Raw genomic sequence first — 26,624 nt, forward strand, 5'->3', positions numbered from 1 at the left:
TATAAAAAATAAGTTTATTCGGCAAATGTAATGTAATCTTAACAAAATATGTAATATACGGTTGTCGGTAAATGTAAATTTAAATGTTATTTTTCTTTATTGATATTAAAACCTTGTATATTTTTGATAAAATAGAAAAAAATTATAAAGGTAGTGTTTTTAATGGCTAATAAAAATCTTATTGACCTTGACGCAATGTCGAAAAAACAGCTTGATATGCTGATTAAAAAAGCTAAAAAAATTATGGAAAATCCTGCTGATTACAGACACGCCTGCGACGGCAAAATTCTTGCCACGCTTTTCTACGAGCCGAGCACAAGAACTCAAATGTCTTTTCAGACTGCAATGCTAAAGCTCGGCGGCAGAACAATCGGTTTTGACAATCCGCTCAATTCTTCCGTTGCCAAAGGTGAAAGTCTTAAAGATACCATGACAATTGTAGGCGGCTATGCCGACATTATCGCAATGCGCCACCCTGTAGAGGGTTCTGCAATGGCTGCGTCTATGTATGCAGGCGTTCCGTTTATCAACTGCGGCGACGGCGGACATCTTCACCCTACACAAACTCTTGCCGATATAGTTACTTTAAGCTGCGAAAAAGGCAGACTTGATAACCTTAAAATCGGTATCTGCGGCGACCTCTTAAACGGCAGAACCGTACATTCACTCATAAAGGCACTTTCGCAGTACGATAACAATTCATTTGTGCTTATTTCCACAAAAGAATTACAAGTACCGCTTTACATTATTGATATTCTTGAAAAGAATAACTGTAAATATGAATTTTCAAATGACCTTGCAAGTTCTATTTCCGACCTTGATGTACTTTATATGACAAGAATACAGCAGGAACGCTTTGCAAGCAAAGAGGAATACGAAAAGCAGAAGTATGTATTTGTTCTTGACAAAGAGAAACTTGCAAAAGCCAAGGAAGATATGATCATTCTTCATCCGCTGCCAAGAGTAAACGAAATCACGGTTGACATAGACGACGACCCCCGTGCCCTGTACTTTAAGCAGGCACTCTACGGTATGTATGGCAGAATGGCACTTATTCTCCTGCTTTTACAGGATGACGACTTTATGCTTAAGGACAGAGAAATCTCTGTTATAGACAAACGCTGTACAAATCCGAGATGCATTACCGCACGGGAAGAATACCTGCCGAATCGTTCATACTTAAAACTCGGTATGCAGATGTGCGACTACTGCGACAAGCGCATTGACTGATGAGGTGATTGATTAATGAGCAAAAGCAAAAATAAAAAACACGGCAAGGCAATTTCTACCGCCATTATCTCGGCTCTTGCCTATATTGTACTCGGCTTTGTTATGATTTTTTATCCCGACAAGGTAAGCATTGCGCTTTGCTATACGCTCGGCGGTGCGCTGACGGTTTACGGACTGTTTAATCTCATAACATATTTCACTTCAAAACAAGCGTCTTTCGGCTTTGAAATGATTGTCGGCATTGCGGCTACCGCATTCGGAGTTTTCTTCTTGATTTCTCCGCAGTCGATTTTAGGAATGATATTCGCAATAATCGGTATTTTGATTATCGTTGACAGTACCATTGATATTAAAAGGTCGTTTCAGTTAAAGTCGTTCGGCGTAAAATATTGGTGGATAAGTTTTGTGGTTTCCGCACTTATTATAATTTTTGCGATTACAACAATTATCTTCCCCGGTTTCTTTGCGGATATAATTATGATTATTTTAGGCATCGCTCTTGTATATGAGGGCATTTCAGGACTTACACTTATCGCTACAATCGGGCACTATGCAAAGAAAATTTCAAACGAATCTCAAATGATAAACATCACTCCCGATAACGAGTATGATGATGATTAAAAACAATTTAACCGCAGATAAGCCGACACTTATCTGCGGTTTTTGTTTGCGATATAATTAATCTATTCCGCTCAATTCTTTTGCTTTCTGCATAAGGATTGAGTTTTTATTTTCGATTTTTTCGTCAATCACCATACCGAGCAATTTATCAAGGATATTTCCGATTTGTTTACCGTCGGTAATTCCTGTTTTTATCAAATCGTGACCGTTAATATCAAGCTGTTTCAGCGTAAAACAATCCTTTTCCTTTAGAACTTCTTCAAATGCGGCACAGGCAAGATTATACTTGCTCATTTTTTCATCTCTAAGGTACATAGACTGTGCCGTTAAATCGGCATACTGCACCTTTAAAAGTCTGCGCATATCAGTTTCACCGATTTTGTTCATCACTCGTTTTATCTGCGGTTTACTGCCTGTAAACCTTACATCATGAAACGCAATCAGCGTTACGCAATCGTCTATAAAATCCCGTGGATACTTAAGGCGCTCAAGTATTTGCTCTGCCATTACTGCGCTGAATTTTGGATGACCCTTAAAATGAGCCGTACCGTCAGGGTCACGCTTGCAAGCCATAGGTTTGCCCAAATCATGAAAAAGCATGGTAATTCGCAAAAGCGGAGTCGGGTCGATATTTGTCATTGCACAGGTGGTGTGCCTCCAAAGCGTTTTGTTATGATGTTTGGTATGTTGGTCGTACCCAAACATAATTGATATTTCGGGCAAAAATACCGCAAACACATCTTTAAACCTGCGCATTATGTACTCACAGCTTTCTCCGCATACAAGTTTGTTGAACTCGACGGTTATGCGTTCGGCGGCAATATTATTCAAAAGTTTTTTACATTCAAAAATTGCATTGGCGGTATGCTTTTCTATCGCCATATTATAGCACGAGGCAAAGCGCAGAGCACGCATAATACGCAATGCGTCCTCGGTAAAGCGCTCAACGGGATTACCTACACAGCGCACCGCCATAAGCTCAAGGTCGTATGCGCCGTCAAACGGATCTACAAGACCTGTACGGTCGCTGTAAGCCATAGCGTTTACGGTAAAATCTCTGCGTGACAAATCCGTAACCAAATCATCCGTAAATTCTACCTTTTCAGGGTGACGATTATCGAAATACTCTCCGTCAATGCGAAAAGTTGTAATTTCATACACGGAAGAATTTATCACTACAGACACAGTACCGTGCTTTATTCCGGTGTCGAAAGTATGAAAATCAGAAAAAAGACGAAGAATATCCTGCGGCAAAGCATCGGTACAAATATCCCAATCATTTGGCTCTTTTTGCAGTAAAGAATCACGCACACAGCCGCCCACCGCATATGCGGAAAAACCGTTTTTCTCAAATCTGTCAATTATCATTCTGACATCGGTCGGTAATTTAATTTTCACACTTTCAACCCCTTTCTTATTTATATTTGTTTTTATTTTTCTCAATCAGCTTTTCGGCATAATTATAAAGAAGATTGAATGATACAATTGTAAATGCCGACAGCAAACCGAACAAAATAAGTCCGTCAACCGAAAGCCATACAAGCGAGAAGAATCCGGCAAAGAATACACAACCGAGCACAATGCCGACCGCCGACACAGTAAGCATAGCAATTCTCAATGCATTAAACGGATATGAAAGTCTTAAGATGAGCATATAAGCACACAATGCCGTCATATATACACATATTGTAGAATACTCGTCAGGTGCAAGCGTTGTAAACTTCGTAATAACAGCCATACCTATTATATTGAGAACGGTACAGAATGCGGCAGGCACCGCTCTTGCAATTATATTGTAGGTAAAATTACCTTTAATTCGGTTTTTATTAGGCTGCAAAGCAAGCACAAAGGACGGCAAACCTACCGTAAGAGCACCGACAAGTGAAAAATGAATAGGCTCAAACGGATACGGCATATGAAAGAATATGAAGAATACCGAAAGTATGATTGTATAAATTGTTTTTACAATATACAAAGCCGAACTGCGTTCAAGGTTATTGATTGTTCGTCTGCCCTCTGCCACAACACCCGGCATTGATGCAAAATCATTATTAACGAGCACAAGCTGTGACACATTTCTTGCGGCGTCGCTTCCTGCCGCCATTGCGATTGAACAGTCTGCCTCTTTTAATGCAAGCACATCGTTTACACCGTCGCCCGTCATAGCAACAGAATGACCGTTTTTCTTAAGCGCAATTACAAGCTGTTTTTTCTGTTGAGGAGTAACTCTGCCGAACACACTGCAATTTTCCGCCGCTTTTTCAAGTTCTTCCTGTGTTTTTACAGTAGTCATATCAATTGCGTTTTCCGCACCTGTTATGCCCGTATCTTTTGCGATATTCTGAACGGTTTTTACACTGTCGCCCGAAATAACCTTAAGTGCCACTCCCTGTTCTTTAAAATAATTTATGGTATCGTTTACATTTTCACGGAGTTTATCTTTAATAAGAACAACGGCAAGCGGAGTAATATCGTCGGGCAAACCGTTACAGAGCGACTTTTCGGAAGAGGCAAGAACAATAATTCTTACCGTATCGTTAATGCTTTCAATGGTATCAAATACCTCTTTATACTTATTCTTATCCTTAAATATAAATTCAGCAGCACCCATTACATAGGATTTACCGTTATCAAAATCGCCGCCCGACCACTTGGTTTCGGACGAGAACGGATAGAATTTTTTACAGCCGATATGCTTTTGTCCTTTTGCGTACTTTTCAATTGCAAGCAAAGTTGCGTTTTTGTCATCGGAATATTTTGCGATTGAGGCAAGCGCCGTGCCGATTTCTTCCTTATTACACATAGTGATAACATCAGTAACATTCATCTCATCGGTAGTGAGAGTGCCCGTTTTGTCAAGGCAGAGTACATCAACCCTTGCGAGAGTTTCTATGCAATACATCTCCTGCACAAGCACCTTTTTCCGTGTCAATCGTATAATAGAAACAGCGAGCACGGAACTTGTAAGCAAAATCATACCCTTAGGAATCATACCGAGCAAAGCCGCAACCGTACTTACAACAGTAGCCTGCAAATCGCCGTCATTGATACCAAACTGTCTTATAAAGAAAGCGATGCCTACGGGAAAAAGAATAAAAGTACATATTTTTATAATAAAATTAAAGGAACGCAAAATTTCCGAATTAACTTTCTTTATGTACTTTGCCTCATCGTTAATTTTTGCCGCATAGCTTTCTGCGCCGACTTTGTTTGCCTTTGCGTAACATTTGCCAAGACTGATAAAACTGCCCGAAAGCAGTTCGTCACCGACCTTTTTTTCTATAAGATCCGATTCGCCTGTAAGCAGGCTTTCATTTACCTTGCATTCGCCCTCACACACAATACAGTCGGCGGGAATCTGGGAGCCTCTGGAAAGAACAACCAAATCGTCCTGTACAATTTCATCTCTGCTTATTTCGCACTCTCTGCCGTCACGCACGACAGTAACTTTCTTTTCGGAAAGGATAGTCAGTTTATCTACACTTTTCTTTGAACGAATTTCCTGCACTATACCGATTGTTGTGTTGGCAATCATAATGCCGATAAAAAGCATATTCTTGTAAGAGCCGACAAACGCAAGCGCCGCAAGCAACACAACATTGATTGCGTTAAACAAAGTACAAATGTTATCTCTGAATATTCTTCCGATTGATTTTGTTTTTAAATTTGAGGTAATATTTATCTTACCTTCCGCTACTCTGCGACTTACCTCTTGCGAAGTAAGTCCTTTTAAATTAGTATCCATTCTAATTCCTTTCAATGTAAAATTTTTTAATTTATAAAAATAATAACATTTTTGAGTTACAAGCTGCTTTAATTACTTTTTATCTTCCAAAAAAATTTTTAATAATAAAAAATCCTGTTTTCTTATATTATAAATGCAAAAACTAAGAATGGCAACGGAAAGTAGGTGATTTTTTTGATTTTTTTTAAATTTTTTAATAAATTTTTATCAGTTGCCCTTACAGCTATTATTTCACTTTCTGCCACTGCTATTCCCTGCAACAGCGGAGAACTGCCGGAATATGTTTATCTCGGCGGTGAACCGTTCGGACTTAAAATGTATTCGGACGGTGTTATGATAGTTGAACTTGAAAGTTATTTTGACGGCAGTAAATATGTTTGTCCCGCAAAAAAAGGCGGACTTAAAGAAAGCGATATTATAAAGGAAATTAACGGTACTAAAATTACAAGCAATGAAACACTGCGTGAAGCTACGCTTAATTCAGACGGAAATACCCTTGAAGTAACCTTTGAGCGTGACAACAAAACGCTTACAAAAGAGATAGCTCCTATAAAAAACACGGCCGACAATTATCTCATAGGCGCTTGGGTGCGTGACAGCAGTGCAGGCATAGGCACTGTAACCTATTATGACAAAAGCGAAAATTACTTTGCGGGTCTTGGTCACGGCATTTGCGACTGCGACACTTACACGCTTATGCCGCTTGCCTCGGGTGAAGCGGTTATAGCGGAAATAAGCAGTGTGACAAAAAGCACAAACGGCTCCCCCGGCAGTCTTAACGGATATTTCTCCGACAAAGTTATAGGAAAAATTACCGATAACTGCGACATCGGAATATACGGCACATTTGATACTTCGCTTACAGAAAATAAAGAAAAACTTGAAGTTGCAAAAGAATCCGAACTAAAAACGGGTAAAGCGACTGTTTATACCACTCTTGAGGGCAATACGCCGAAAGCATACAGCATTGAAATTACAAGCATAAGCAGAAACACAAACTCTGCCGAAAGTTTTACGCTTAAAGTAACCGATGAAGAATTACTTGATAAAGCGGGCGGTATTGTTCAGGGTATGAGCGGCAGTCCTATTGTTATGGACGGTAAACTTGTAGGCGCTGTTACCCATGTTTTTGTAAACTCCACTAACGAGGGTTACGGAATATATGTTGGTAATATGATGCAAAATTACAAATAATTTAGCTAAATCCGTTGATTTTTGGCAGTTAATTATTTTAACCAAAAAAATTTTATTATTTATTGAATTTTTTTGCTTGGAAAGTATTGCCAAAATTACCAATTTATGGTAATATAATCTCATAGAAAAATTACTGGGGGAAATAATCAATGGAAAAAGCAATCAAACTCATCATCACAGAAGAAGCATCCGAATTTTCGCAGGAAAGCAATGCAACAATGGAAAATTACAACATTACGCCTGCTTTCTGCTCAAAAGACGGAGAAGAACTGTTGAACCGCATTAAGGCAGAACAGCCGGATGTAGTCCTTATGGATTCATTTATGACCAGACTCGACGCAATAGGCGTAATGCGCAGTGTAAGACGAGATAAACTTAAAGCTCCGCTTTTCATAGTATTCTCATCATTCCACAACGCAATTCTCGAACAGCAGGTTATGAATTCGGGAGCATCTTATTTTGTACTCAAGCCGTATGACATTTCAGAACTTTGTCAGAATATTGTAAATATGACAAAGCGCAGTAAAGAAAGTTTCATCGGAAATCCCGTAACTTTTGACGCATTCGGCATTGAGCTTAAAGTAACTGAAATTTTGCACGAAATCGGCGTTCCCGCTCACATCAAAGGCTATCACTATTTAAGGGATTCAATTATTATGTCGGTTGAACATCCCGAAATAATCAATGCGGTTACAAAACAATTATATCCGTCTGTAGCAAAGAAATACGAAACCACATCATCCAGAGTTGAAAGAGCAATTCGCCATGCAATTGAAGTTGCTTGGGACAGAGGAGATGTTGATGTGCTTAATTCCTACTTTGGCTACACTATCCACAACGACAGAGGCAAGCCAACCAACAGCGAATTTATTGCTATGATTTCTGATAAGTTAAGATTACAGATTAAAAACGCAAGCTGATAAATTTTACTCAAGGGCTGTCCGAATGGGCAGTCCTTGAAAATATTATACCGTTTTATTCCGTGAATATTCTTTTTTAAATTTAATCGAAATCCGCACTCCCCCGCCTACATAAAAAAGCCTCTACAAATATGTAAAGGCTTTAGTTGAAATTTATTATTTAATCTAAAATTTTACCGTCAGTGGAAATTGTAACAACCTGCCACGGTATAAACTTTCCGCTGTTTTGCAACGCTCTTTTTACGGCGTACTCAAGACCTCCGCAGCACGGTACTTCCATACGAACTACGGTTACGCTCCAAATATTGTTATTTGCAATTATACTTTCTAGTTTTTCGCTGTAATCGATATCGTCAAGTTTAGGGCAGCCTATGAGTGTAATTTTCCCACGCATAAAATCATTGTGCATCTGCGCATAAGCATATGCTGTGCAATCGGCGGCAATAAGCAGCTTTGCACCGTCAAAGTACGGAGCGTTTACAGGCACAAGTTTTATCTGACACGGCCACTGACCAAGGTGTGACGGCATTTTTACATCTTCCGCAAAAGCAGTATTTTTAGAGCTTTCTCTGTTAAATGTCTGTAGTCTGTGTCCGGGGCAGCCACCGAATGTTTCTGACTTTTTCTTCATATTGGCTTTTACCGCCTCTTCATCATATGCGAGAGCCTCACGCTCAACAAAAGAAATCGCACCCGTAGGGCAGGTTGGCAGACAGTCACCGAGTCCGTCGCAATAATCATCACGCAAAAGTTTAGCCTTACCGTTTACCATTGTAATCGCACCCTCGTGACAGGCATTTGCACAAGCACCGCAACCGTTACACTTTTCTTCATCTATATTTATAATTCTTCTTATCATCTTAAATACCTCCGTATTGATTTTGCAAATAAATTATAATATAATCAGAAAAGAAATTATGTTGTTATAGCAACGAAATGAGGCTTTTATGAAATTTTGTGATATACTTTTATTTAAAAATATGTCCGAACAGGAAATTACTCAAATGAACAAGAGTAAATTTATGAAAAAACGCATTTATGCCAAAAACACACATATTTATCATATGGGAGATGTTATAGACAGCGTAGGAATTGTGTTCTCTGGAAATGTCATTATAGAGAACATTGATATATGGGGCAATAAAAGTATAATCAGTTATGCAAACGAAGGAGAAATTTTTGCGGAAACCTATGCCCTTTCGCAAACTCCGATGATGGTCGATGTTGTATGCGCCGAATGTTGCGAAATTTTATTTATAAATTTAAAAAACGCTCTTAAACCGGAAAACAGCAATCAGCCGTGGTACCCGAAATTTATGAACAGTCTGCTTATGCTTTCGGCTCAAAAAAATCTTGCTCTTTCACGAAGAATTTTTTGCACTTCATCAAAAGCAGTGCGTACAAGAGTTCTTGCCTATCTGTCGGAAGAATCGGTAAAAGCCGATTCTACAGACTTTGAAATACCGTTTGACCGTCAGCAGATGGCAGATTACTTAAATCTCGACCGCAGTGCTCTTTCTAAAGAACTTAGCAAAATGAAATCAGACGGTATTTTAGACTACAGAAAAAATCATTTTGTTTTGCTTGATACAGAAACTGATTTGTAAGAGATTATTTGGGATTTATAGTATTGGGAAATTTTTTAATTGCATAACGAAACACTACGCTATCCCCTAATTATCATACTATCATAAAAATTCATTACAACTTATCGCACAATTAAATATAAAAGCAAAAAGGTGACTGAATTTTCAGACACCTTTTACTCGTCTTTTAAATTTCGCAATCATCAAGAATACTGCGCAAAGTATCGGCAGATTTCTTAAGATTGATTTCTTCGTCCTCGCTAAGAGAAATCGGAACTTTAGTTTCAATACCGTTTGCACCCACAATCGACGGCATACTAAGCACTACATCGTCAATACCAAACTCGCCGTGCATCAGTGAAGAAATAGGAAGTATGGATTTTTCGTCACGGATAATTGCCTCGCAAATTCTCTTTACCGCCATAGCAACACCGTAATATGTAGCACGCTTTTTCGCAATTATTTCATAGGCACTGTTTTTAACCTTTTCTGCGATATTTTCCTGCGATTTATCGTGATTATAGTGACCTCTCATCTCGCAGAAATCATCAAGCGGAATACCCGAAACATTCGCACTGCTCCATACGGCAATTTCGCTGTCACCGTGCTCACCTATAATATATGCGTGCACACTCTGACTGTCAACCGACAAATGCTCACCGAGCTGACATTTGAGTCTTGCGGTATCAAGCACTGTACCCGAACCGATAACCCTGTTCTCCTCAAAACCCGAAAGTTTAAGAGCCGTATATGTAAGAATATCAACAGGGTTTGCAACCACAAGCAATATGCCGCGGCAGTTTCTTTTTGCAATTTCAGGAATAATACTCTTAAAAATTCCGACATTCTTATGTACAAGGTCAAGTCTTGTTTCACCCGGCTTTTGTCCCGCACCGGCAGTAATTACAATAATTGAAGCGTCAACTATATCGTCATAGCTACCTGCATAGATTTTCATATTTCCGACAAAAGGAATACCGTGGCTTATATCCATAGCCTCGCCCTCTGCCTTATCTTTGTCTGCGTCAATCAACACGATTTCCGAAAACATTTTGCTCTGCATTAACGCAAAAGCCGATGCCGAACCTACAAATCCGCAACCTATTATTGCGATTTTTCTTAAATTAACTTTATCCATTGTTTAACCCCCTAAAATAAAGTTTCTATTACGCTAAATCAGATAATTTAGTAATCACTACTTATTTTACTTTATTATATCACATATTTTGGAAAAATCAAGTAAAATAATAATAATTCTTATTTTATATACTTTATTTTTAAATTGCTTGACAATGTATATTAATATTTTATATAATTATAATGTATTTTGCCTTTTAGGAGATTATTTATGGAAAGAGAAAATTTTAAATCCAAACTCGGATTTATACTTGTCAGCGCAGGCTGTGCAATCGGTATCGGCAATGTATGGCGATTTCCTTTTGTTACAGGTCAGAACGGCGGCGGAATATTTGTACTCCTTTACCTGCTGTTCCTCGTAATTATGGGCATACCCGTGCTGACTATGGAACTTGCAATCGGCAGAGCAAGTAAAAAAAGTGCCGTACTCGCATACAAAAAACTTGAAAAGCCAAAAAGCAAGTGGCACATTCACGGTTGGTTCTGCATACTCGGCTGCTATCTGCTTATGATGTACTACACACCTGTATCGGGTTGGATGCTAAGCTACTTTTTCAAATTTGCAACGGGTACATTTGAAAGCGGAATGACAGCGGAACAGGTCGGCAATGTATTTTCAAATCTGATGTCTAATCCTGTTGAGATGATAATATGGATGGCTGTTATGGCTATTGCAGGATTTTTTGTGTGCAGCAAAGGCATACAAAACGGAATTGAAAAAGTCAGCAAGGTTATGATGATTTTATTGCTTGCGCTGATTATTATTCTTGCGATAAACAGTCTTACTTTATCGGGTGCTGCCGAGGGCATAAAGTTTTACCTTGTGCCTGATTTAGAAAAAGTGCAGTCAATCGGAATCGGACATATAATTACATCAGCAATGAGTCAGGCATTCTTTACACTAAGCCTTGGCATTGCTTCTATGGAAATTTTAGGCAGTTATATGACAAGAGAAAAGACTTTGCCGAGCGAATCAATTAAAATTTGCATACTTGATACTTTTGTCGCTATCACCGCAGGACTTATCATCTTCCCTGCCTGTTTTTCATACGGAGTTGAACCGAATCAAGGTCCTGCTCTTATATTTGTTACACTGCCGAATGTATTTGTAAATATGGCAGGCGGCAGAATCTGGGGCACGCTGTTCTTTATGTTTATGACCTTTGCGTGTTTCTCAACCGTAATTGCGGTGTTTGAAAATCTGATTTCATTCTGTATTGATATGTTCAATATGAGCCGCACAAAATCCGTAATTATAAATGCGATAATTATGCTTATAGGCTGTCTGCCTTGTATTTTCGGATTTAATCTTTTAAGCGGATTCAATATTTTAGGCAAAGGCGTACTTGATATTGAGGACTTTGCGGTAAGCAATATTCTTCTTCCTGTAGGCGCATTCTTGTATTCGCTCTTCTGTTCAACAAAATTCGGTTGGGGATTTGACGGCTATTTGAATGAGTGTAATCAGGGCGAGGGTATCAAATTTCCAAGATTTTTTAAACCGTATATAAAATATGTATTACCTGTTCTTGTATTGATTGTATTTATTTCGGGATTCATTCCGCAGGGATAAATTTAAAGCTCATTGGTTTTGCAAATAATCTAAAACCAATGAGCTTTTCGTTTTATTTTTTTAATTAAAAAATATTAATAATTTATGGTTTAGCGTATTTGAGGCTAAATAATTAAAACAAACACTCCGCCTTGGCAATCCAAAGCGGAGTGTTTCACTGCTTTTTCAGCAGAATTTATCTTCTGTTGTTGTTTCTTCTCTCGTTAAAAGGTCTGCGTGGGCGTGGCTTTCTCTCTGTATCTACATCGTTTTCAGGAGTAAGACCGTCAACATCTATGAGAACCTGACGACGGGAAAGGTTAAGTCTGCCCTTATCGTCGATTTCCATTACTTTTACACGAATCACATCGCCTACATTTACTACATCAGTTACCTTGTCTACACGCTTTACATCAAGCTGTGAAATGTGAACAAGTCCCTCTTTGCCAGGTGCAATCTCAACGAATGCGCCAAAGTCCATAAGTCTTGTTACCTTGCCGAGGTACATTGCGCCCGGCTCCGGATCAATAGCAATAGTCTTGATAATCTCAATAGCTCTGTTGCACTTGTCAGCGTCAATGCCCGATACGAACACCTTGCCGTAATCGCCGTCTTCCTCAATGTCAACCTTAACTTCGCACTCAGCCTGAATTTCTTTGATAACCTTACCGCTCTTACCGATAACCTCGCTGATTTTCTCGGCAGGAATTGTAGTTGTGTACATCTTAGGAGCATATGGTGAAAGCTCTTTTCTTGGCTCTGGGATAGCCTTGAGCATAACCTCGTCAAGAATGTAGTTACGAGCCTTGTGTGTTTTTGCAAGAGCCTCTTTAATCATTTCAGGTGTAAGACCGCTGATTTTAAGGTCCATCTGAATAGCTGTAATGCCGTCTTTTGTACCTGCTACCTTAAAGTCCATATCGCCAAAGAAGTCCTCAAGACCCTGAATGTCAACCATTGTCATCCAACGCTCGCCCTCTGTAATAAGACCGCAAGAAATACCTGCAACAGGGGCTTTAATCGGAACACCGGCGTCCATAAGTGCAAGTGTAGAACCGCAGATTGAACCCTGTGAGGTTGAGCCATTTGAAGAAAGAACCTCTGATACAAGTCTTAATGCATATGGGAACTCCTCAACAGGCGGAATTACAGGAACGAGAGCACGCTCTGCAAGTGCGCCGTGACCGATTTCTCTTCTGCCCGGACCTCTGCTTGGCTTTGTTTCGCCTACTGAATAGCTCGGGAAGTTATAGTGGTGAATGTAACGCTTCTCTGTTTCTCCGTCAATACCGTCAAGCAACTGCTTGTCAGATACAGGGCCGAGAGTAGCGATTGTAAGAACTTGTGTCTGTCCTCTTGTAAACAAACCCGAACCGTGAACTCTCGGAAGTACAGAAACTTCTGCTGCGAGCGGACGAATATCATCCATACCTCTGCCGTCAACACGCTTCTGCTCGTCAAGCAACCAACGACGAACGATGAACTTCTGTGTCTTGTAAAGGCACTCGTCAATAAGCGCTTCACTGTCAGGATAAATCTCATCAAATTTTGCGTGAACAGCCTCGTAAATAGGCTTTAATCTCTCGTCACGAACTGTCTTGTCATCGGTATCAAGAGCAACCTTTACATCTTCCTCTGCAAATGCCTTGATAGCCTCAAACATATCGTGGTCAGGCTCAAGACTTGCAAACTCAAACTTAGGCTTGCCGATTTCGGCCTTGATGTCCTCGATAAACTTAATAATCTTCTGGTTAGCCTCGTGACCTGCCATAATGGCATTGTACATCTCATCATCTGTAACGCAGTCAGCGCCTGCCTCAATCATAGCAATTCTTGTGCTTGTTGACGCAACAGTAGTAGCCATCTTAGAAACAGCTCTCTGTGCCTCTGTCGGGTTGATGATGTACTCGCCGTCAATCATACCTACAGAACAGCCTGAAATAGGGCCGTTCCACGGAACATCAGAAATTGAAATAGCGATTGACGCACCTATCATAGCTGTAATTTCAGGTGAGCAGTCCAAGTCAACGCTCATTACGGTACAAACGATAGAAACGTCGTTTCTCATGCTCTTGTCAAAAAGCGGACGGATCGGACGGTCAATTACACGGCTTGTAAGGATAGCCTTTTCTGACGGTCTGCCCTCCCTCTTGAGATAGGCACCCGGAATCTTACCTACGGCATACATCTTTTCTTCATAGTCAACTGAAAGTGGGAAGAAGTCAACGCCCTCTCTCGGCTTTGGAGATGCGGTAACAGCAACATGAACTGTTGTATCACCGTAATGTACAAGACAAGCACCGTTGGCAAGCTGTGTCATTTTACCTGTTTCAACCTTTAAAGGTCTGCCGGCAAATTCTGTTTCAAACACTCTGTATTTGTCGAATGTCATTAATCTGTTCATTGTAAAAATCCTTTCTGAAATCATACGATTTCTGTAATAAACATCTTGCGGATTTTCACGCTGTTTTAGCAATAAAACCGATAAAAACAATAAAATATTACAGATTTTTTACCCGTTTTACCGCTAAAATACAGCTGAGAAAATTTACGCAAAAACGGAATTTAGGGCAAGCTTGCGCTTGCCCTGATTTGCAAAATTACTTACGGATACCAAGTCTTGCAATAATAGAACGGTATCTCTCAATGTCTACCTTAATGAGGTAGTTGAGAAGGCTTCTTCTCTGACCAACCATCTTAAGAAGACCTCTTCTGCTGTGATGGTCTTTCTTATGAACCTTGAGGTGCTCTGTAAGGTCATTAATTCTCTTTGTAAGGAGAGCAATCTGTACCTCAGGAGAACCTGTGTCGCCTTCGTGAGTAGCGTACTCGGCCATGATAGCCTGCTTTTCTTCTTTTAACATCTGCGTTTCCACCTTTGTAAAAATTTTAGCCAACCGTCCCAGAGTAAGGCTGTGAAAATCCGAATTATCGGCTTAACCCTTGTTCCGAGGCAGCGGTCAACAAGTTGATTATAACACAAAGGATAATAAATGTAAAGGATTTTTACAAATTTTTACGTTCATTTTATGCGTGATTTTATTACATTTATTAATCCAAAATTAACCCCATGCTATCCGAAATCACTTATTAGCAATTTTCAATTTTTCTTTCATCTTATTAAGTGTATCCGCTTTATTTTCGTCGGACATTGCTCTGTAAGCAATCAAAAGCTTTTTTTCGTCATTTGAAAGATTATACAGTTTCAAAGTATCGTCAGGATCCTGAACTATCGGTAAGAAAGAACTTCCGTTACCAAGCAAAGTGTTATAATCCGTGCCGAAAATAGAAACAATTTTTCTTAAAACTTCATGGCTCGGCTCGGACACACCTGTTTCGTACTTTGTATAGGTTGTTCTGTTAATATTCAAAATATCGGCAACCTGCTGCTGTGTAAGTCTGCAAAGTTCACGATGTTGTTTTAGTCTTAATGCAAAAGAACTGTTTTTTCCTTCGTATTTAGCCAATTCTACACACCCTTTGTATATAAATGCTTGATATATATTTTAACTATTACAACAATTATAATACAAAGTTTATAATAATTCCACAAAAGTGAATATAAATCACTGTAAATTATTACCATATTGTTCCCAAAATAAGTCTTGAAATTTTCAAATATTCGTTGTATAATAATTGTTGTTAGTCACGATTTGCTGGTGTGGCGCAGTTGGTAGCGCAACTGATTCGTAATCAGTAGGTCGACGGTTCAAGTCCGTTCACCAGCTCCACAAATAAACCGCATAACCAAGCCGTTTTTAAGGCTTGTATGCGGTTTTTCTTTTTGCCTGTTTCCCGTAAAACACCGCCTAAAACTGCTTTAAATTTCAAAAATGTTAGTCAAATGTTAGTCAGCTTTAAAGTTCAAAAAATCGGGTGTTTACTGACTTTTTCTTACATACTCAATCTATATTTATTCATTGCGAATATCTGATAACACGAAAAAGTTTTAAAAATAGTTTATTGATGATAACAATTAAAAACAGCCCCACACTTCTTACTTAGCAAGTGTGGGGCTAAACTTATATATGCTATTCTTTTGTGTCTGTATCGGTTTTGCTTTCAACTGTATTTTTCAATCGGCGGACGATATTTACAAGGAATTTCGGAATTGGCGTGCCTAACTCCGAGAGATTTTCGAGAATTGAGATTAATTCGTTGATGATGAGCCAAATCGTTACAATTAAACCGCAACAATATGTGACACCTATATTTACATTTGCCGCCGCTAAGCCTGTGCAGATTAAATAATCGACAACACCCGCAACAACCACAAGAGCGAGATAGCTTGCTTTTTTCAAAATTCCGATTAAACCTGTTTTACTTTTTAATTCGCCGTTTCTGTACGCCGATGTCAATCCTGTAATATAATCAATAAGCATTACAGCGATGAGCACGAGAATTGGGATAAGTAAGATATTAAAATATGATATCAGAGCACCGATAGCTACTGAAACAGTAGCCTGAATAATATTGTCTTTCATTATTTCACCTCATCGTAAAGCTGTTTTGCGAGAGCATATCCTTCGAGTTCCCACAACTTATTTTCAATTCTTTCCATACAGATTTTTTTGCCAATTTTTTCATCGTAATTAGCAGGATCAACTGCTCCGCTTGCTTCATTTATAACAAAACCATTTGGTAATTTACAGCTTACCATAGTTACTTTGTTATAAACTGTTTCAATTCTAAATTCTGATTTTTTGAGCAATTCATCAATCTGCTGCTTTGTTACTGCATTTTTCATTTTATACCTCCAAAATTATGTCAATGTAATCTGCAAGCCGTCAATCTTATTACCGAAAAGTCCTGCGTAGCCGTCCTGTGAGCTGTCCTGCTCTGAGTTGTACTGCCAATCAAAGAAACTGCTCTTGCCCTGCTTTCTGACACGGTATGTAGCTTTATAATTGCCGACTCCCTCAAACTCGACCTGTACGGCATCAATGACTTTGCCTTTAATGCCTGCATAACCATTGTCGCTATCGCTGATGTCATAGCCGTTTACCCACGGCAGCCAGTCACCATTAAGCAAGTGCACACGATAGCGAGTTTTACCTTTTGATACTTTAAGAGCAATAGCTGAAATAGCTTGTTTCTTTCGTCCTGCTACATTTGACAAGCCCTTGACCTCGCTGTACCACTTGCCGTCTGCAAAGACTCTATATGTCAGCGTTGGTTTTGCGACTTTGCTTTCAGACTTGCCGAAGATGTTATCGTTGTAAATTACATTTGTGTCAATGTTACCGCTGTAGCCGCTGACCCTGCCTGTCGAGCTGTTCTGCCAAATGTCGCAGTCAAGTTCTGCTTTATCGTTATACTGAGCAAGCCAAATGCTATATTTTGATTTTAACCTTTTATAATCAAGATAGTTGTTAAACCAATTTAAGTTAGCATACACACCTGCTCTGTAACCGTTTTCCTTGACTGTTTCGCAAAAGCGTTCTGCAATTTCTGTAATTTTAGTTTTACCAAGGTGCAACTGCGAACTGTCCTCAAGGTCATAATAAATTGGCATATCAAGGCTTTTATTTTTAATGCACTCAAGGCAAGCCTTTGCCTCTTTTTCAGCATCATTAACGCTGTCGGCATAGCTGTACCAATACACTCCGATTTTTAAATTTGCGTTTTTTGCATTTCTAAAATGGCTTTCAAACATACTGTCTTTTTGCGATACTTCTCTGCCGTATCCTGCCCTTATTATTACAGCTTTTATGCCGTCATTTTTCATTTTGTTGAAGTCGATATTCTGCTGAAATTCTGAAATATCAACACAAGTTACTTTTGTCATATTCATACCCCTTCATTTAGATTTTCGACGACCGTCCAATCGCATTTCGTTGCCGGAGCTGCATACAACTTCTTAATTTCAGATATATTGACGCAGCGGTCAACAGTAAGTACATTCGGCGTGTCAGAATATTCACCTTTCAGCGTTCTTACCTGAATTTCAGTATTACCAAAATCACAGTTGCGAATAGTAATACTTGAACCTGTTTTGATTAACAATCCAAAATCGCTATTGTCAGCATTTTCGTGATTCTGATAGCCAACAGTGCAATGTGTAGGGATAATTTTACAGTTTTCAATCAATCCTACCTCACCAAAGCTGTGACCACATCCGAGCGCTGGAACCGTTGTTTTGCCAGAATAATCAACGCAATCAGCACGACCGCCCCACTTGAAGATACAATTAGATACCGTCCATTCAGTTGCATAGCCTGTGCCGCCGCTTTCGAGGTGAAGAGCATAACGGATATTTTTACAATCAAATGTAAAACCTTTGATGTGAGTATGGACATTCAAATCAAGATGAAACGGACATTTTTTGATTATATCTTCCGACTTCAAAGTTAACTTATCAAAGCCTGTTGCACCGTCCCACTTAATTATTGTAGCCTGTGGATTGTATATATTTTCAGACTCATAATAGACATAGTCTTTCATCATTACCCCACGATAACCGATTAATTTTACATCGGACAAACCTGCGTATCTATCTTGCATATCTGTATATGTGCCTTGTGCAACGATGATTGTGTAGCGATTATGGTAGTTGTTGTCTGTTATGCTATCATTAGCAGACAGAATAGAGTTGAACTTTGTAACACCAAACCCATCTGTATTCTCGTTGTAATCATTTGAAACATACAAATAATGCATAGCGTAGTCGGAAGCTTGGTACAACTCAGGTTTAATGCTTTCGCTTATAAAATCAGGATTTGCATACGCTGATTTTTTGTTGTTCTGTTCAAGTTGAAGATTACAACTGTTGTCAACAAGTCTATTTGTAGCAACCGCAATTTTAATCGAATTTACGGTTGCATTTTCTGTCGCTCTATAAGTGGCCGCTGCATTTTTAAAAGCACTAACTTCTGACAAGAGCCAAGATGAACTAATTGCCGTCTGCTCATTTGCAGGATAGAACACACAACCGCCGTTTGTAATATTAGCAAAATTCTGCAACGATAAGCAATACGCTTTGCCTTGTTCAAGAGTAACCGCACGCTTGAGCTTGAGATAAAAATTAACCGCAGCGGTAGATGTGCCACTCAAGCTAATTTTATTGTTCTTGACTGAAATAGTAACTCCGTTCGCTGTCTGTTCTGTGTCCTCAAGCGATGTGAGATTAATGCTTGTAGATGTATTGAGCAAAGAGTCTTTTGCTATCATTTTTGCAGATGCGGTTTCGATTGCTGCATTTGTGTCATCAATACGCTTTTCGATATTTTTATTGCTTTCTCTGATTTCAACAACACTATGACTAAGTGTTTCAATATTAGTGCCCATTACTGCTATATCAACACTGTTGCTGTAGATACCGTCGTCCATACGATTTAAGTTTGTTGCGTTCAGCGCCGGAACAGCTCCGTCAACCCAATTAATTTTGCTGTAACTCATTTATCTCATCCTTTCCTAAATATTCTGTACCTTCTGCCGTCAGCCTTACTCTCATGCCGTTAGTGCCTTTCAGCGTTCGTTCAAGAATAAAACTGTCGACCGTTTCCGTGTCCGTAAAGCCTGTTTTTATGCTCACCTTGTCGCCGCATTCGAGCCACCACCTACCGTAAACATCAGCTTTAAAAGGCCTGTAAGCATACAAATTGTAAAAGATGTAGTTGTTATCTTTATTATCGTTAAAACTTGTAACAATACCTGCAATGTCTGTACAGCAAGCAGTAATTATGTTGTCCGATATATACCAACTTTGTTTTTCTTCTTCTGTATGACCGTACGAAAAATAGCTGTCCTTGTTGTACTTAAACTTAATAAGATTAATACTGCGTGTTGTGTATTCCTCAAAGTCGAGGTTGCTGTAGTTGTCAACGACCTCGGTTTTAGGATTTAAAATTTGAATAAACTTTATCTTGCCCTCTCCGCTCATAATTGCAAAACAAGCATTAAGTTCGCAGTACGCGCTCAACAAGTCCGCTATCGTGGTTCTGTCATTGAGAACCGATTTTACAAGATCCAATTTCAGCGACAGCTTATTGCTGTCATTAAAGCCTGTGAATTCGTTTTCGTAATCATAATCCTTTAAAAAGCTGCTGCAGAGATATACTCTCAAGTCATATAAACTTATTTTTGGCGAATAAATCGCAAGGCTTGTAAAGTAGTTGTAAGCGTATTTTTGCGAAGCGAGGTATAAATCGTCATATGCGATAATTTCCTTTACCGCCCTGTTTTTCTGTCTCGATGAGCTGTTGACAGTACCGCAGAATAGCGACACCTCAATAACTCCAGACTGATAACCGCAATATAAATCTGCACTCGGCAATACTGTATCCGAGGGAAATAAAAGCCCCTTGCTGTATGACTGTTTCATCATAACTTTAATGCGTTTGCCGTTGAGCTCTGTGTCAACATTTATCACTCTTACAGTAAGCTGACCCGCAATACAGCCGCCGAGTTTAAACTCCTTGCCGTCACTGATTGCCTGCGTAAGTTCAAGACTTTCAGATACAATATTCTCGCCCGTGATGTCTGGAATATCGTCGTCAGGAAAGCTGATAATTATTTCCCTTTGCAAGCTGTCGTTCAACAGTTGCTTTTTGACCTCATCTGTTAAATTTATCATACCGCACCCCCTTAATACTCAATAAGTTCAATGCTTATCGGGTTGTAGAGAATATCGGTCTTGCTTGCGTCCATAACCGAAAACTCAATATCTGGAATATAGAAATATCCGCTGTCATATGAGTTGGTTTCATCGTTCCAATATGTAACATAGCATTTGCGTTGTACTGTGTTCACGATTGCGGAATTAATAATATTCTGCATATTGATTTTCTCGTTCAAGTGCAGAATGTGGGTAGAAAAAGTAATGCTTGTCTTACCTGTCGGCAGTGTTGAACGCTGTAAACTGCCGTTATCGTCACGCTCGGCATCGTTGTCCATACGCTGATCAGGTGTTGACGAATATTCAGCAAAATAGTTATTAGGAAATTCGGTATTTCCGAATTTTAGTAAATAACCTTTATAATTTGACATACTGCACCTCCTTTACGCAAATGCCGATTTGCCGTTATGGCGGTTTTTATAAAGTTCGTTTTGCTTTACAATTTCGTTAAAAATATCATTGCCGTTAATTTCAGCGACAAACTGATAGTAGTTACCGCCGTTGTTTCTGAATATTACGAACATCTCATACAGCTTTTTAAGATACGACAGAATTTCGCCGAGAATCACCGTATCCTGACCGCCCGAATTGTCGAGCATACCCTGTAACTTGTTAAGAGGCGCAATAACTTCCGGATTGCCCGAATTAGCGCCTGCGTTATCTCCGACTACCGCAAGCGTAGGTGCTTTGACAAGTCCGCCTGTTGCAAGATGTGGAATAAGAACAGGTTCGTTAGGCATTGACCAACCCCATTCCTGCCCGAAAATCGAACCGATTGCGTCAGCTATACCGCCGATAGTATTAACGATAGCGGCTACAACCGTATATATACCTGTCAGCAATAGGTTTATACCGTCAATTATCAGATTAACAAAGCCTTTGATAATACCCCATATGCCGTCCCATATACCGCCGAAAAAGTCTTTGATACCGTTCCAAGCCTTTTTCCAGTTGCCCGAAAAAACACCTGTTATAAAGTCAATAAGACCGCCGAACGATTTTAAAATACCGCCCACAACATCGCCTATAACTCTGAATACTGTTTCAAAAATGCTTTGAATATTTCTCAGTACCGTATTAAACACAGGGCCTAATGTATCGCTTATGAAGTTACAAAGCGGGGAAAGCCAATTATTCCATATTGTTGCAATACAGTCGCAAACCTTGCCGAAAACAGTCCATAGCTGTTCAAAAATCGGTTTAAGGCAATCTGTCCATGCGGACTGAAATACTCCGACAATGAAATTCCACGCAGGCATAATCCAATCGTTGTAAACATTCATAAGAGTTGTGCCGATATTAAGGAACATATCGCACACATTCTGAAAAATCTCAGAACCGCCCTCGCCGTCCCACCAGCCAAGCAGGAAGTTACCGATGTCTGAAAATACGCCGCCCACGAAGTTCATAACATCTGCCATTTGAAGTTGAATATTGTCAAAAAATTCTCCGATAGTTGCACCGTCATTGTCAATCCATTTTACAAGTGATTCGGTAGCTAAACTAAAGCCCTCCGAGAAAATCGTTCCGACCGCACCGCCGAAATCTGTAAAACCGCTGAGCAGATTTGAAATTGCGTCCTCCATTTGTGGGCGAACTCTGTCAACGCTCTGCCCGATGACATCAAAACTCTTTTCAAAGAATGTCGATAAATTATCGTAGCCTTTGCTGAAATTATCGCCAATGGTTGTAATAAAGCCGTTGATTTTATTCTTGTCTTTATCAAGCCATTTTGCAACGCCGCCCGTCAGTGTTTGCAGCCGTTTACCGCTAACCTGTACCACTCCGCCGACAAATGAACCTACCGCACCGAATGCAGATTTACCGACCTTTTGCACCTGTGTAAGATAATTTTGAGCTATCGGAACAGAATTTTTGAATATCGACTCACAATTTTTGCCGATAGCTGACCAATCAACCTTATTAATGCCCTTTTGAACATTATCCACAAAGGCTTTAAATCCGCTCTTTTCGTATAGATTTTTAAAAGCACCCGAAACACCGCTGTTTGTGTCTTTAACAACAGTATTTGCGACAGAAGTTCCGCTGCTGCTTGCTGTATCACTTGCGGAAGCATCTGAACCGCCGCTATCGGATTTAGTGAGAACATTCAGCTTGTCAAAACCTGCAACGCTGTTCTTTGCTTTTTCTGCACTATCCGCAACACTTTCTAATGAGTTTGAACCGCTTTCTGCCTCATCGGTCAAATTTTCTGCCGAGCTTGCAGCGGCTGAAATGCTGTTTGCTGTATCATCTCCGTCCCAGTTGAACAGCTTTGAAAGCGCATTTATCGCCCCTTTGGCGTACTCTGTAAGTTTTGCGATAGCCGAAGAAAGCTTTTGCACAATATTCGTTGCTACTTGCAAAATTGGCTTGCCAATAACCGCAAGCAACTGATTCCAACTCTCTTTTAAGTTGCCTGTTACATTTTCCCAACCGTCTGATTCTCTGCTTGCCTGGCCCAATGCACCTGAGAGCTTGTTAGCGTCCTTTACCATTTCAAGCAAGGTAAGCTGTTTTTGTGATTCTGACAGTTCGACAAAAGATTTGCCATACAGCTTATTAGCCGCTGCGTTTCTTGTAGTTTCTGTACAAGACAGACCAAGTGCTGCATCGTTTTCAAAGTTGCCTTTGAGAAAAGATTTAAGGCTTTCGGCGGTATCTTCAAGCGAACGGTCATAATACGCCGCACTGTCGGCTGTTACCTGTAAAGCTTCTTGCATCATATTCAATGCATTGGCACTGTCCATACCTGTGGTTTTTGCAAAAGCATAAATACTCGTTCCCACACCCTGCAATCGGGTTTCGAGAATACCACTTTCCTTTGCAACACTCTGAATTGCACTTTTTGCTTGTGATTCCATTGAACCGAAAGTCTGCTCAAACTGAGAATTTGCCGCATTGACCTGTGCCGCCGATTCAATGCACTGCTGGCCAAACTGCTTAATCGCCGCTACCGAAAACGCAGCAACAATGGCAGAGCCGAGCTTTTTAAGTGAGCTTTTCATATTATTGCTTACGCTGTTTGCCTGCTCCTGCACTGCATTAAGCGATTTAGAAAAGCCTTGCCTGTTCAGTACAAGATTTAAGCCGATTTCGCCCACGGTTGTGTTATCCAATATGTTTCACATCCTTTCTGCATAAAAATAAGGGCGTTGCAAAATGCTACACCCTGTGGTATAAAAACAGCGCACACCCGAAGATGTACGCTGTAATTAGCTTATTTAGTTGTTATGCTACATTTTTAAACATAATACGGATTAGATTTACCGAGCAAAGCAATAATATCTATAATTACACCAACGATAAATAAGCCTCCGGTGAAAAGATAAAGAATACCCATTCCGATTTTGCCTTCATAAAATTTATGAGCGCCGAGATATCCAAGAAAAATGCATAAAATTAATGCTACCCATTTGCTTTTAGGTTTTCCTTGCATTCCACCATTGGCGACCGCTGTCGCAGAGGCTGCACTTGTGTTATTGTTAGTGTTATTAATAACAATAGGTTGTGTACCTTGTGTATTTGTAATTTGCTCAACTTGACATCCACACAGTGGGCAGATAACAGCCTCTTTCGCAATTTTCCCACCACAATGTTTACAAAACTTTGTGGTTTCTTGTGTCTGCACAGTATTTTGATTTTCCATTTGTATCTCTCCTTTTATAATAAAATGTTACTTTATTTCACATTTTCTTTATATTACCAAAAATATACATAAAAGTCAAGATTTTTATAAAAATAAACAAAATTGTATGCAATATTTACATATTAGCAAATATCATTTCAAAGTCGTGCAAGGCGGTATTGATGTTCTCTTGTGTGCGCTGTTTTGCTGTGCGTGAACGCCACTTGTTGCGTATTTTATGTTGAGATGATGTAAAGTTCTTCAAAACATTTTCATCGTTCTCAAGGCGAATTTGAGCCGTTCTCGCAAGAGGCGTGTCAGTTCCCAAGCCGCACAGCAGGGAGCTGAACTCCGCCCAAGTCATCTTTTTAAAATCTTCGGAGTAAATGCTCACCCCGTACTCCGACTTAAAGCTCGATACGATTAAATCGAAATCATCTATTAAGTCGTAGCCGGGGTCTGAATTTCCCCCTCGCTGTCATTGTCTGCGATAAGCTCGGTCGCTGTCTTAATAACAGTTGAGAGGTCGGCAAACGAGAGATGAAGTTTTGCAATCTTTTCTCTGTTCTCCTCGTCAAAGAGAAGCTCAAGCGCAGATAAAAGGTCAGAGCTTGACACACCGTTCTCGCTGTCGAAAAGAGCAATAGCCTTGATAAAAGAAATTGCGTCGTTGTTGACCTCAATTTCAGTGCCCTTAACCAAAATTTTTGGCTTTTCGTCAAAATTAAGTTTGTTTGTAATATCAATAATTTTTGACATACTTTATACCTCCTTAGGCTGCAGGTGTGTATTCGGGCTTGCCGTTTGACATAACCTCAAATTCAAGAGGTGCAACACTTGTGCTTGCGGCTGCACCGTTTGCTGTTACAGAGATAACCGCATTCTTGAAGAGTACGCTTGCACCGTTCGGGAAAGTCCACTTAAACGGAAGCTGTACGGCTGTGCCGTTCTTAAACGCAAGCTCTGCGATTTCATCGTTGCCTGCGTCACCGATTGTACGCTTGCCCTTTACAGAGATTGTAACGCTCTTGGCTGTCATAAGTCTTGACTTCCAACCCTCGTTCTCAAACGCTGTCCATTCCTCAACGCCGTTGTCAAATGCCACCGAAAACTCCTCACAATTTGCGATTGGAGTTGTGGCTGTGTCTGTGCCCGATTTACCGATTGCAAACTGATTTTCGTAGCAAGGATAAACTCCGCTTTTTACTGCCATAATATCATTTCCTTTCATAGTAAAATTTAACTTCAATGACCTGCTCATATATGCCCTTGTCATCTGTACCCACATCAATAGGCTCAGGGGTGAGCAGCTCGATTATATAAATTGTGTGTTCGTTGATTTTAACATTCTTAATGCTGTATAGTGTTTCAAACAGCTTGCGTGCCGCTTGCTCCGTTTCCTTTGCGTTGTTGTTCCAATGCAGGAGCAAGGACACACACATTGTGCTGTATGTGCTCTCATCACCTATTGCCCTTGCAGGAGCGCCCGACTGCTTGAGAGAGTACACGCCGATTGACTTATCCTGTTTGTTGTCGAGCTTGCCAATGTAGTAATGCTCGGCATTTGTTACACTTTTCAGCCAATCTCTGACGTCTGATAAATAAATCAAAGTCCTGCCTCCTGCTTGTAAAATCGTGTAAATGCCTTTTGACAAAAGTTTTGTCGTGTACCGTCCTTGAGCCAAGGTGCAAGCCACTTGCCGCCGGCGGCAATGTTTTCCTCACGGCTGAAATTATATTCGGGATGAAAATACAACCGTCTGGCATACGGTGTACTCGATACGATTTTTGTTTCGCCCTCGGCAAGATTTGCGTAATCGGCAAAGGTGCTTTCGTTCTGCAAATTACCTGTATCAAACGGCATAACCTGACTGTTTTTAATCTGTGTAAGCAATGCGTCTGTGGTTTTACGCAATGCCGTTTGCTGTGCTGTATCAAGCTGTTTTAGTACAGGCAAATTCAGCTTGATTTTTGATGTTACAGAAAAGCTCATTAAATCACATCCAATTCCGTATAATTCACTGTACCGTCAGGGTTGCGGTGTTTAATGCCTTGTACGATGTTACGCTTTACTCCGTCAAGCACTACAAAGCCTGCGCTCAAAGTCGGGGTGTCGGGAGCAATGTCACCGTCAAAAAGCAGCACTGCAGACACCTGCACGATTTTCTGTTCTTTTGTGTATATGGTCTTTGCTTTTGACTGCATATTGCAATGAGCATTACCCGCAAACAAATTAGTGTTCGGCAATAAGGTGTCTGACGGGTATATTTCTCCGCAGCGAAAGGCAACAACAGGAGAGCCGTCCTCGGAAACACTCTCATCGTAGATTGTGACCTCGACAGGAGTTTTACAGAACTGCTTTTTTACAAGTGACGGAAACTTCAAAACATATCA

General features: G+C 40.0%; 27 protein-coding genes and 1 tRNA gene. 7 read left to right on the plus strand and 21 right to left on the minus strand.

The annotated features are described in order from the left end of the window. The first annotated feature begins 162 nt into the window (after positions 1–162). Positions 163–1,230: an aspartate carbamoyltransferase gene (gene pyrB, locus KGF34_RS03370; RefSeq protein WP_022234149.1), complete on the plus strand. Its 1,068-nt coding sequence runs from the start codon at positions 163–165 to the stop codon at positions 1,228–1,230. Between the two features lie 15 nt (positions 1,231–1,245). Then, entirely contained in the window at positions 1,246–1,851 is a 606-nt protein-coding gene (locus KGF34_RS03375) for a DUF308 domain-containing protein (protein WP_186934694.1), read from the plus strand. A 57-nt stretch (positions 1,852–1,908) separates the two neighbouring features. On the opposite strand, the gene KGF34_RS03380 is transcribed toward KGF34_RS03375, so the two are convergent. After that, positions 1,909–3,249 carry a CCA tRNA nucleotidyltransferase gene (locus KGF34_RS03380; RefSeq protein WP_252559797.1) on the minus strand — a complete coding sequence of 447 codons (1,341 nt, stop codon included), beginning with the start codon at positions 3,247–3,249 and terminating at the stop codon, positions 1,909–1,911. Between the two features lie 16 nt (positions 3,250–3,265). After that, positions 3,266–5,596: an HAD-IC family P-type ATPase gene (locus KGF34_RS03385; protein ID WP_252559798.1), complete on the minus strand. Its 2,331-nt coding sequence runs from the start codon at positions 5,594–5,596 to the stop codon at positions 3,266–3,268. Between the two features lie 174 nt (positions 5,597–5,770). Between KGF34_RS03385 and spoIVB the strand changes: the two genes are divergently transcribed. Next, positions 5,771–6,790, plus strand: a complete 1,020-nt coding sequence (spoIVB, locus tag KGF34_RS03390) for a SpoIVB peptidase (RefSeq protein ID WP_252559799.1) — start codon at positions 5,771–5,773, stop codon at positions 6,788–6,790. A gap of 149 nt (positions 6,791–6,939) precedes the next feature. Then, the gene (spo0A, locus tag KGF34_RS03395; protein ID WP_022233870.1) at positions 6,940–7,710 is read left to right on the plus strand and encodes a sporulation transcription factor Spo0A; all 771 of its coding nucleotides are present in this window, start codon (positions 6,940–6,942) and stop codon (positions 7,708–7,710) included. Positions 7,711–7,870: 160 nt separating this feature from the next. Here the strand turns inward: spo0A and KGF34_RS03400 are convergent, their stop codons facing one another. Next, a complete protein-coding gene (locus KGF34_RS03400) occupies positions 7,871–8,569 on the minus strand; it encodes a 4Fe-4S binding protein (protein ID WP_252559800.1) in 699 nt (232 codons plus the stop codon). An 88-nt stretch (positions 8,570–8,657) separates the two neighbouring features. On the opposite strand from KGF34_RS03400, the gene KGF34_RS03405 reads away from it, so the two are divergent. Then, the gene (locus tag KGF34_RS03405) at positions 8,658–9,317 is read left to right on the plus strand and encodes a Crp/Fnr family transcriptional regulator (protein ID WP_252559801.1); all 660 of its coding nucleotides are present in this window, start codon (positions 8,658–8,660) and stop codon (positions 9,315–9,317) included. A gap of 166 nt (positions 9,318–9,483) precedes the next feature. Here KGF34_RS03405 and KGF34_RS03410 read toward each other — a convergent pair whose 3' ends face one another. Beyond that, complete coding sequence (locus tag KGF34_RS03410; RefSeq protein WP_249377438.1) at positions 9,484–10,434, minus strand: L-lactate dehydrogenase; 951 nt, start codon at positions 10,432–10,434, stop codon at positions 9,484–9,486. Between the two features lie 210 nt (positions 10,435–10,644). On the opposite strand from KGF34_RS03410, the gene KGF34_RS03415 reads away from it, so the two are divergent. After that, entirely contained in the window at positions 10,645–12,006 is a 1,362-nt protein-coding gene (locus KGF34_RS03415; protein WP_022233874.1) for a sodium-dependent transporter, read from the plus strand. 175 nt (positions 12,007–12,181) lie between these two features. Here KGF34_RS03415 and KGF34_RS03420 read toward each other — a convergent pair whose 3' ends face one another. The 3 genes from KGF34_RS03420 to KGF34_RS03430 form a co-directional block, all read right to left on the minus strand. Further along, the gene (locus KGF34_RS03420; RefSeq protein ID WP_022233875.1) at positions 12,182–14,389 is read right to left on the minus strand and encodes a polyribonucleotide nucleotidyltransferase; all 2,208 of its coding nucleotides are present in this window, start codon (positions 14,387–14,389) and stop codon (positions 12,182–12,184) included. A 196-nt stretch (positions 14,390–14,585) separates the two neighbouring features. After that, on the minus strand, positions 14,586–14,849 hold the full coding sequence (rpsO, locus tag KGF34_RS03425) for a 30S ribosomal protein S15 (protein WP_022233876.1): 264 nt from the start codon (positions 14,847–14,849) through the stop codon (positions 14,586–14,588). A 219-nt stretch (positions 14,850–15,068) separates the two neighbouring features. Next, positions 15,069–15,452 carry a helix-turn-helix domain-containing protein gene (locus KGF34_RS03430; RefSeq protein WP_252559802.1) on the minus strand — a complete coding sequence of 128 codons (384 nt, stop codon included), beginning with the start codon at positions 15,450–15,452 and terminating at the stop codon, positions 15,069–15,071. 188 nt (positions 15,453–15,640) lie between these two features. On the opposite strand from KGF34_RS03430, the gene KGF34_RS03435 reads away from it, so the two are divergent. Next, positions 15,641–15,716 (plus strand) — tRNA-Thr (locus KGF34_RS03435). 300 nt (positions 15,717–16,016) lie between these two features. Here the strand turns inward: KGF34_RS03435 and KGF34_RS03440 are convergent. The 14 genes from KGF34_RS03440 to KGF34_RS03505 all read right to left on the minus strand — a co-directional run bounded on the left by KGF34_RS03440 (position 16,017) and on the right by KGF34_RS03505 (position 26,615). Then, on the minus strand, positions 16,017–16,469 hold the full coding sequence (locus KGF34_RS03440; RefSeq protein ID WP_252559803.1) for a phage holin family protein: 453 nt from the start codon (positions 16,467–16,469) through the stop codon (positions 16,017–16,019). After that, a complete protein-coding gene (locus KGF34_RS03445) occupies positions 16,469–16,732 on the minus strand; it encodes a Gp49 family protein (protein ID WP_252559804.1) in 264 nt (87 codons plus the stop codon). The genes KGF34_RS03440 and KGF34_RS03445 overlap by 1 nt, the downstream gene beginning before the upstream one ends. Before the next feature lie 15 nt (positions 16,733–16,747). Continuing rightward, positions 16,748–17,773 carry a glycoside hydrolase family 25 protein gene (locus tag KGF34_RS03450; protein WP_252559805.1) on the minus strand — a complete coding sequence of 342 codons (1,026 nt, stop codon included), beginning with the start codon at positions 17,771–17,773 and terminating at the stop codon, positions 16,748–16,750. A 2-nt stretch (positions 17,774–17,775) separates the two neighbouring features. Continuing rightward, on the minus strand, positions 17,776–19,383 hold the full coding sequence (locus KGF34_RS03455) for a hypothetical protein (RefSeq protein WP_252559806.1): 1,608 nt from the start codon (positions 19,381–19,383) through the stop codon (positions 17,776–17,778). After that, positions 19,364–20,560 carry a hypothetical protein gene (locus KGF34_RS03460; protein WP_252559807.1) on the minus strand — a complete coding sequence of 399 codons (1,197 nt, stop codon included), beginning with the start codon at positions 20,558–20,560 and terminating at the stop codon, positions 19,364–19,366. The genes KGF34_RS03455 and KGF34_RS03460 overlap by 20 nt, the downstream gene beginning before the upstream one ends. Positions 20,561–20,571: 11 nt before the next feature. Further along, positions 20,572–20,973: a DUF6711 family protein gene (locus KGF34_RS03465; RefSeq protein ID WP_252559808.1), complete on the minus strand. Its 402-nt coding sequence runs from the start codon at positions 20,971–20,973 to the stop codon at positions 20,572–20,574. Between the two features lie 12 nt (positions 20,974–20,985). Then, positions 20,986–23,721 carry a hypothetical protein gene (locus tag KGF34_RS03470; RefSeq protein ID WP_252559809.1) on the minus strand — a complete coding sequence of 912 codons (2,736 nt, stop codon included), beginning with the start codon at positions 23,719–23,721 and terminating at the stop codon, positions 20,986–20,988. 125 nt (positions 23,722–23,846) lie between these two features. After that, positions 23,847–24,251, minus strand: coding sequence for a TM2 domain-containing protein (locus tag KGF34_RS03475; protein ID WP_252559810.1), 405 nt, complete (start codon positions 24,249–24,251; stop codon positions 23,847–23,849). Between the two features lie 115 nt (positions 24,252–24,366). Next, positions 24,367–24,672, minus strand: a complete 306-nt coding sequence (locus KGF34_RS03480; RefSeq protein ID WP_354667454.1) for a Gp15 family bacteriophage protein — start codon at positions 24,670–24,672, stop codon at positions 24,367–24,369. Beyond that, positions 24,672–24,989 carry a hypothetical protein gene (locus KGF34_RS03485; RefSeq protein WP_252559811.1) on the minus strand — a complete coding sequence of 106 codons (318 nt, stop codon included), beginning with the start codon at positions 24,987–24,989 and terminating at the stop codon, positions 24,672–24,674. The genes KGF34_RS03480 and KGF34_RS03485 overlap by 1 nt, the downstream gene beginning before the upstream one ends. Positions 24,990–25,002: 13 nt before the next feature. After that, complete coding sequence (locus KGF34_RS03490; RefSeq protein ID WP_252559812.1) at positions 25,003–25,443, minus strand: hypothetical protein; 441 nt, start codon at positions 25,441–25,443, stop codon at positions 25,003–25,005. A 4-nt stretch (positions 25,444–25,447) separates the two neighbouring features. Next, positions 25,448–25,840, minus strand: a complete 393-nt coding sequence (locus tag KGF34_RS03495; RefSeq protein WP_252559813.1) for a minor capsid protein — start codon at positions 25,838–25,840, stop codon at positions 25,448–25,450. Further along, a complete protein-coding gene (locus tag KGF34_RS03500; RefSeq protein ID WP_252559814.1) occupies positions 25,837–26,223 on the minus strand; it encodes a hypothetical protein in 387 nt (128 codons plus the stop codon). The genes KGF34_RS03495 and KGF34_RS03500 overlap by 4 nt, the downstream gene beginning before the upstream one ends. Beyond that, complete coding sequence (locus KGF34_RS03505) at positions 26,223–26,615, minus strand: hypothetical protein (protein WP_252559815.1); 393 nt, start codon at positions 26,613–26,615, stop codon at positions 26,223–26,225. Before KGF34_RS03505 ends, KGF34_RS03500 begins: the two co-directional genes overlap by 1 nt. Positions 26,616–26,624 lie beyond the last annotated feature (9 nt).

Source organism: Ruminococcus sp. FMBCY1, from assembly GCF_023921805.1.
GTDB lineage: Bacteria > Bacillota > Clostridia > Oscillospirales > Acutalibacteraceae > Ruminococcoides > Ruminococcoides intestinale_A.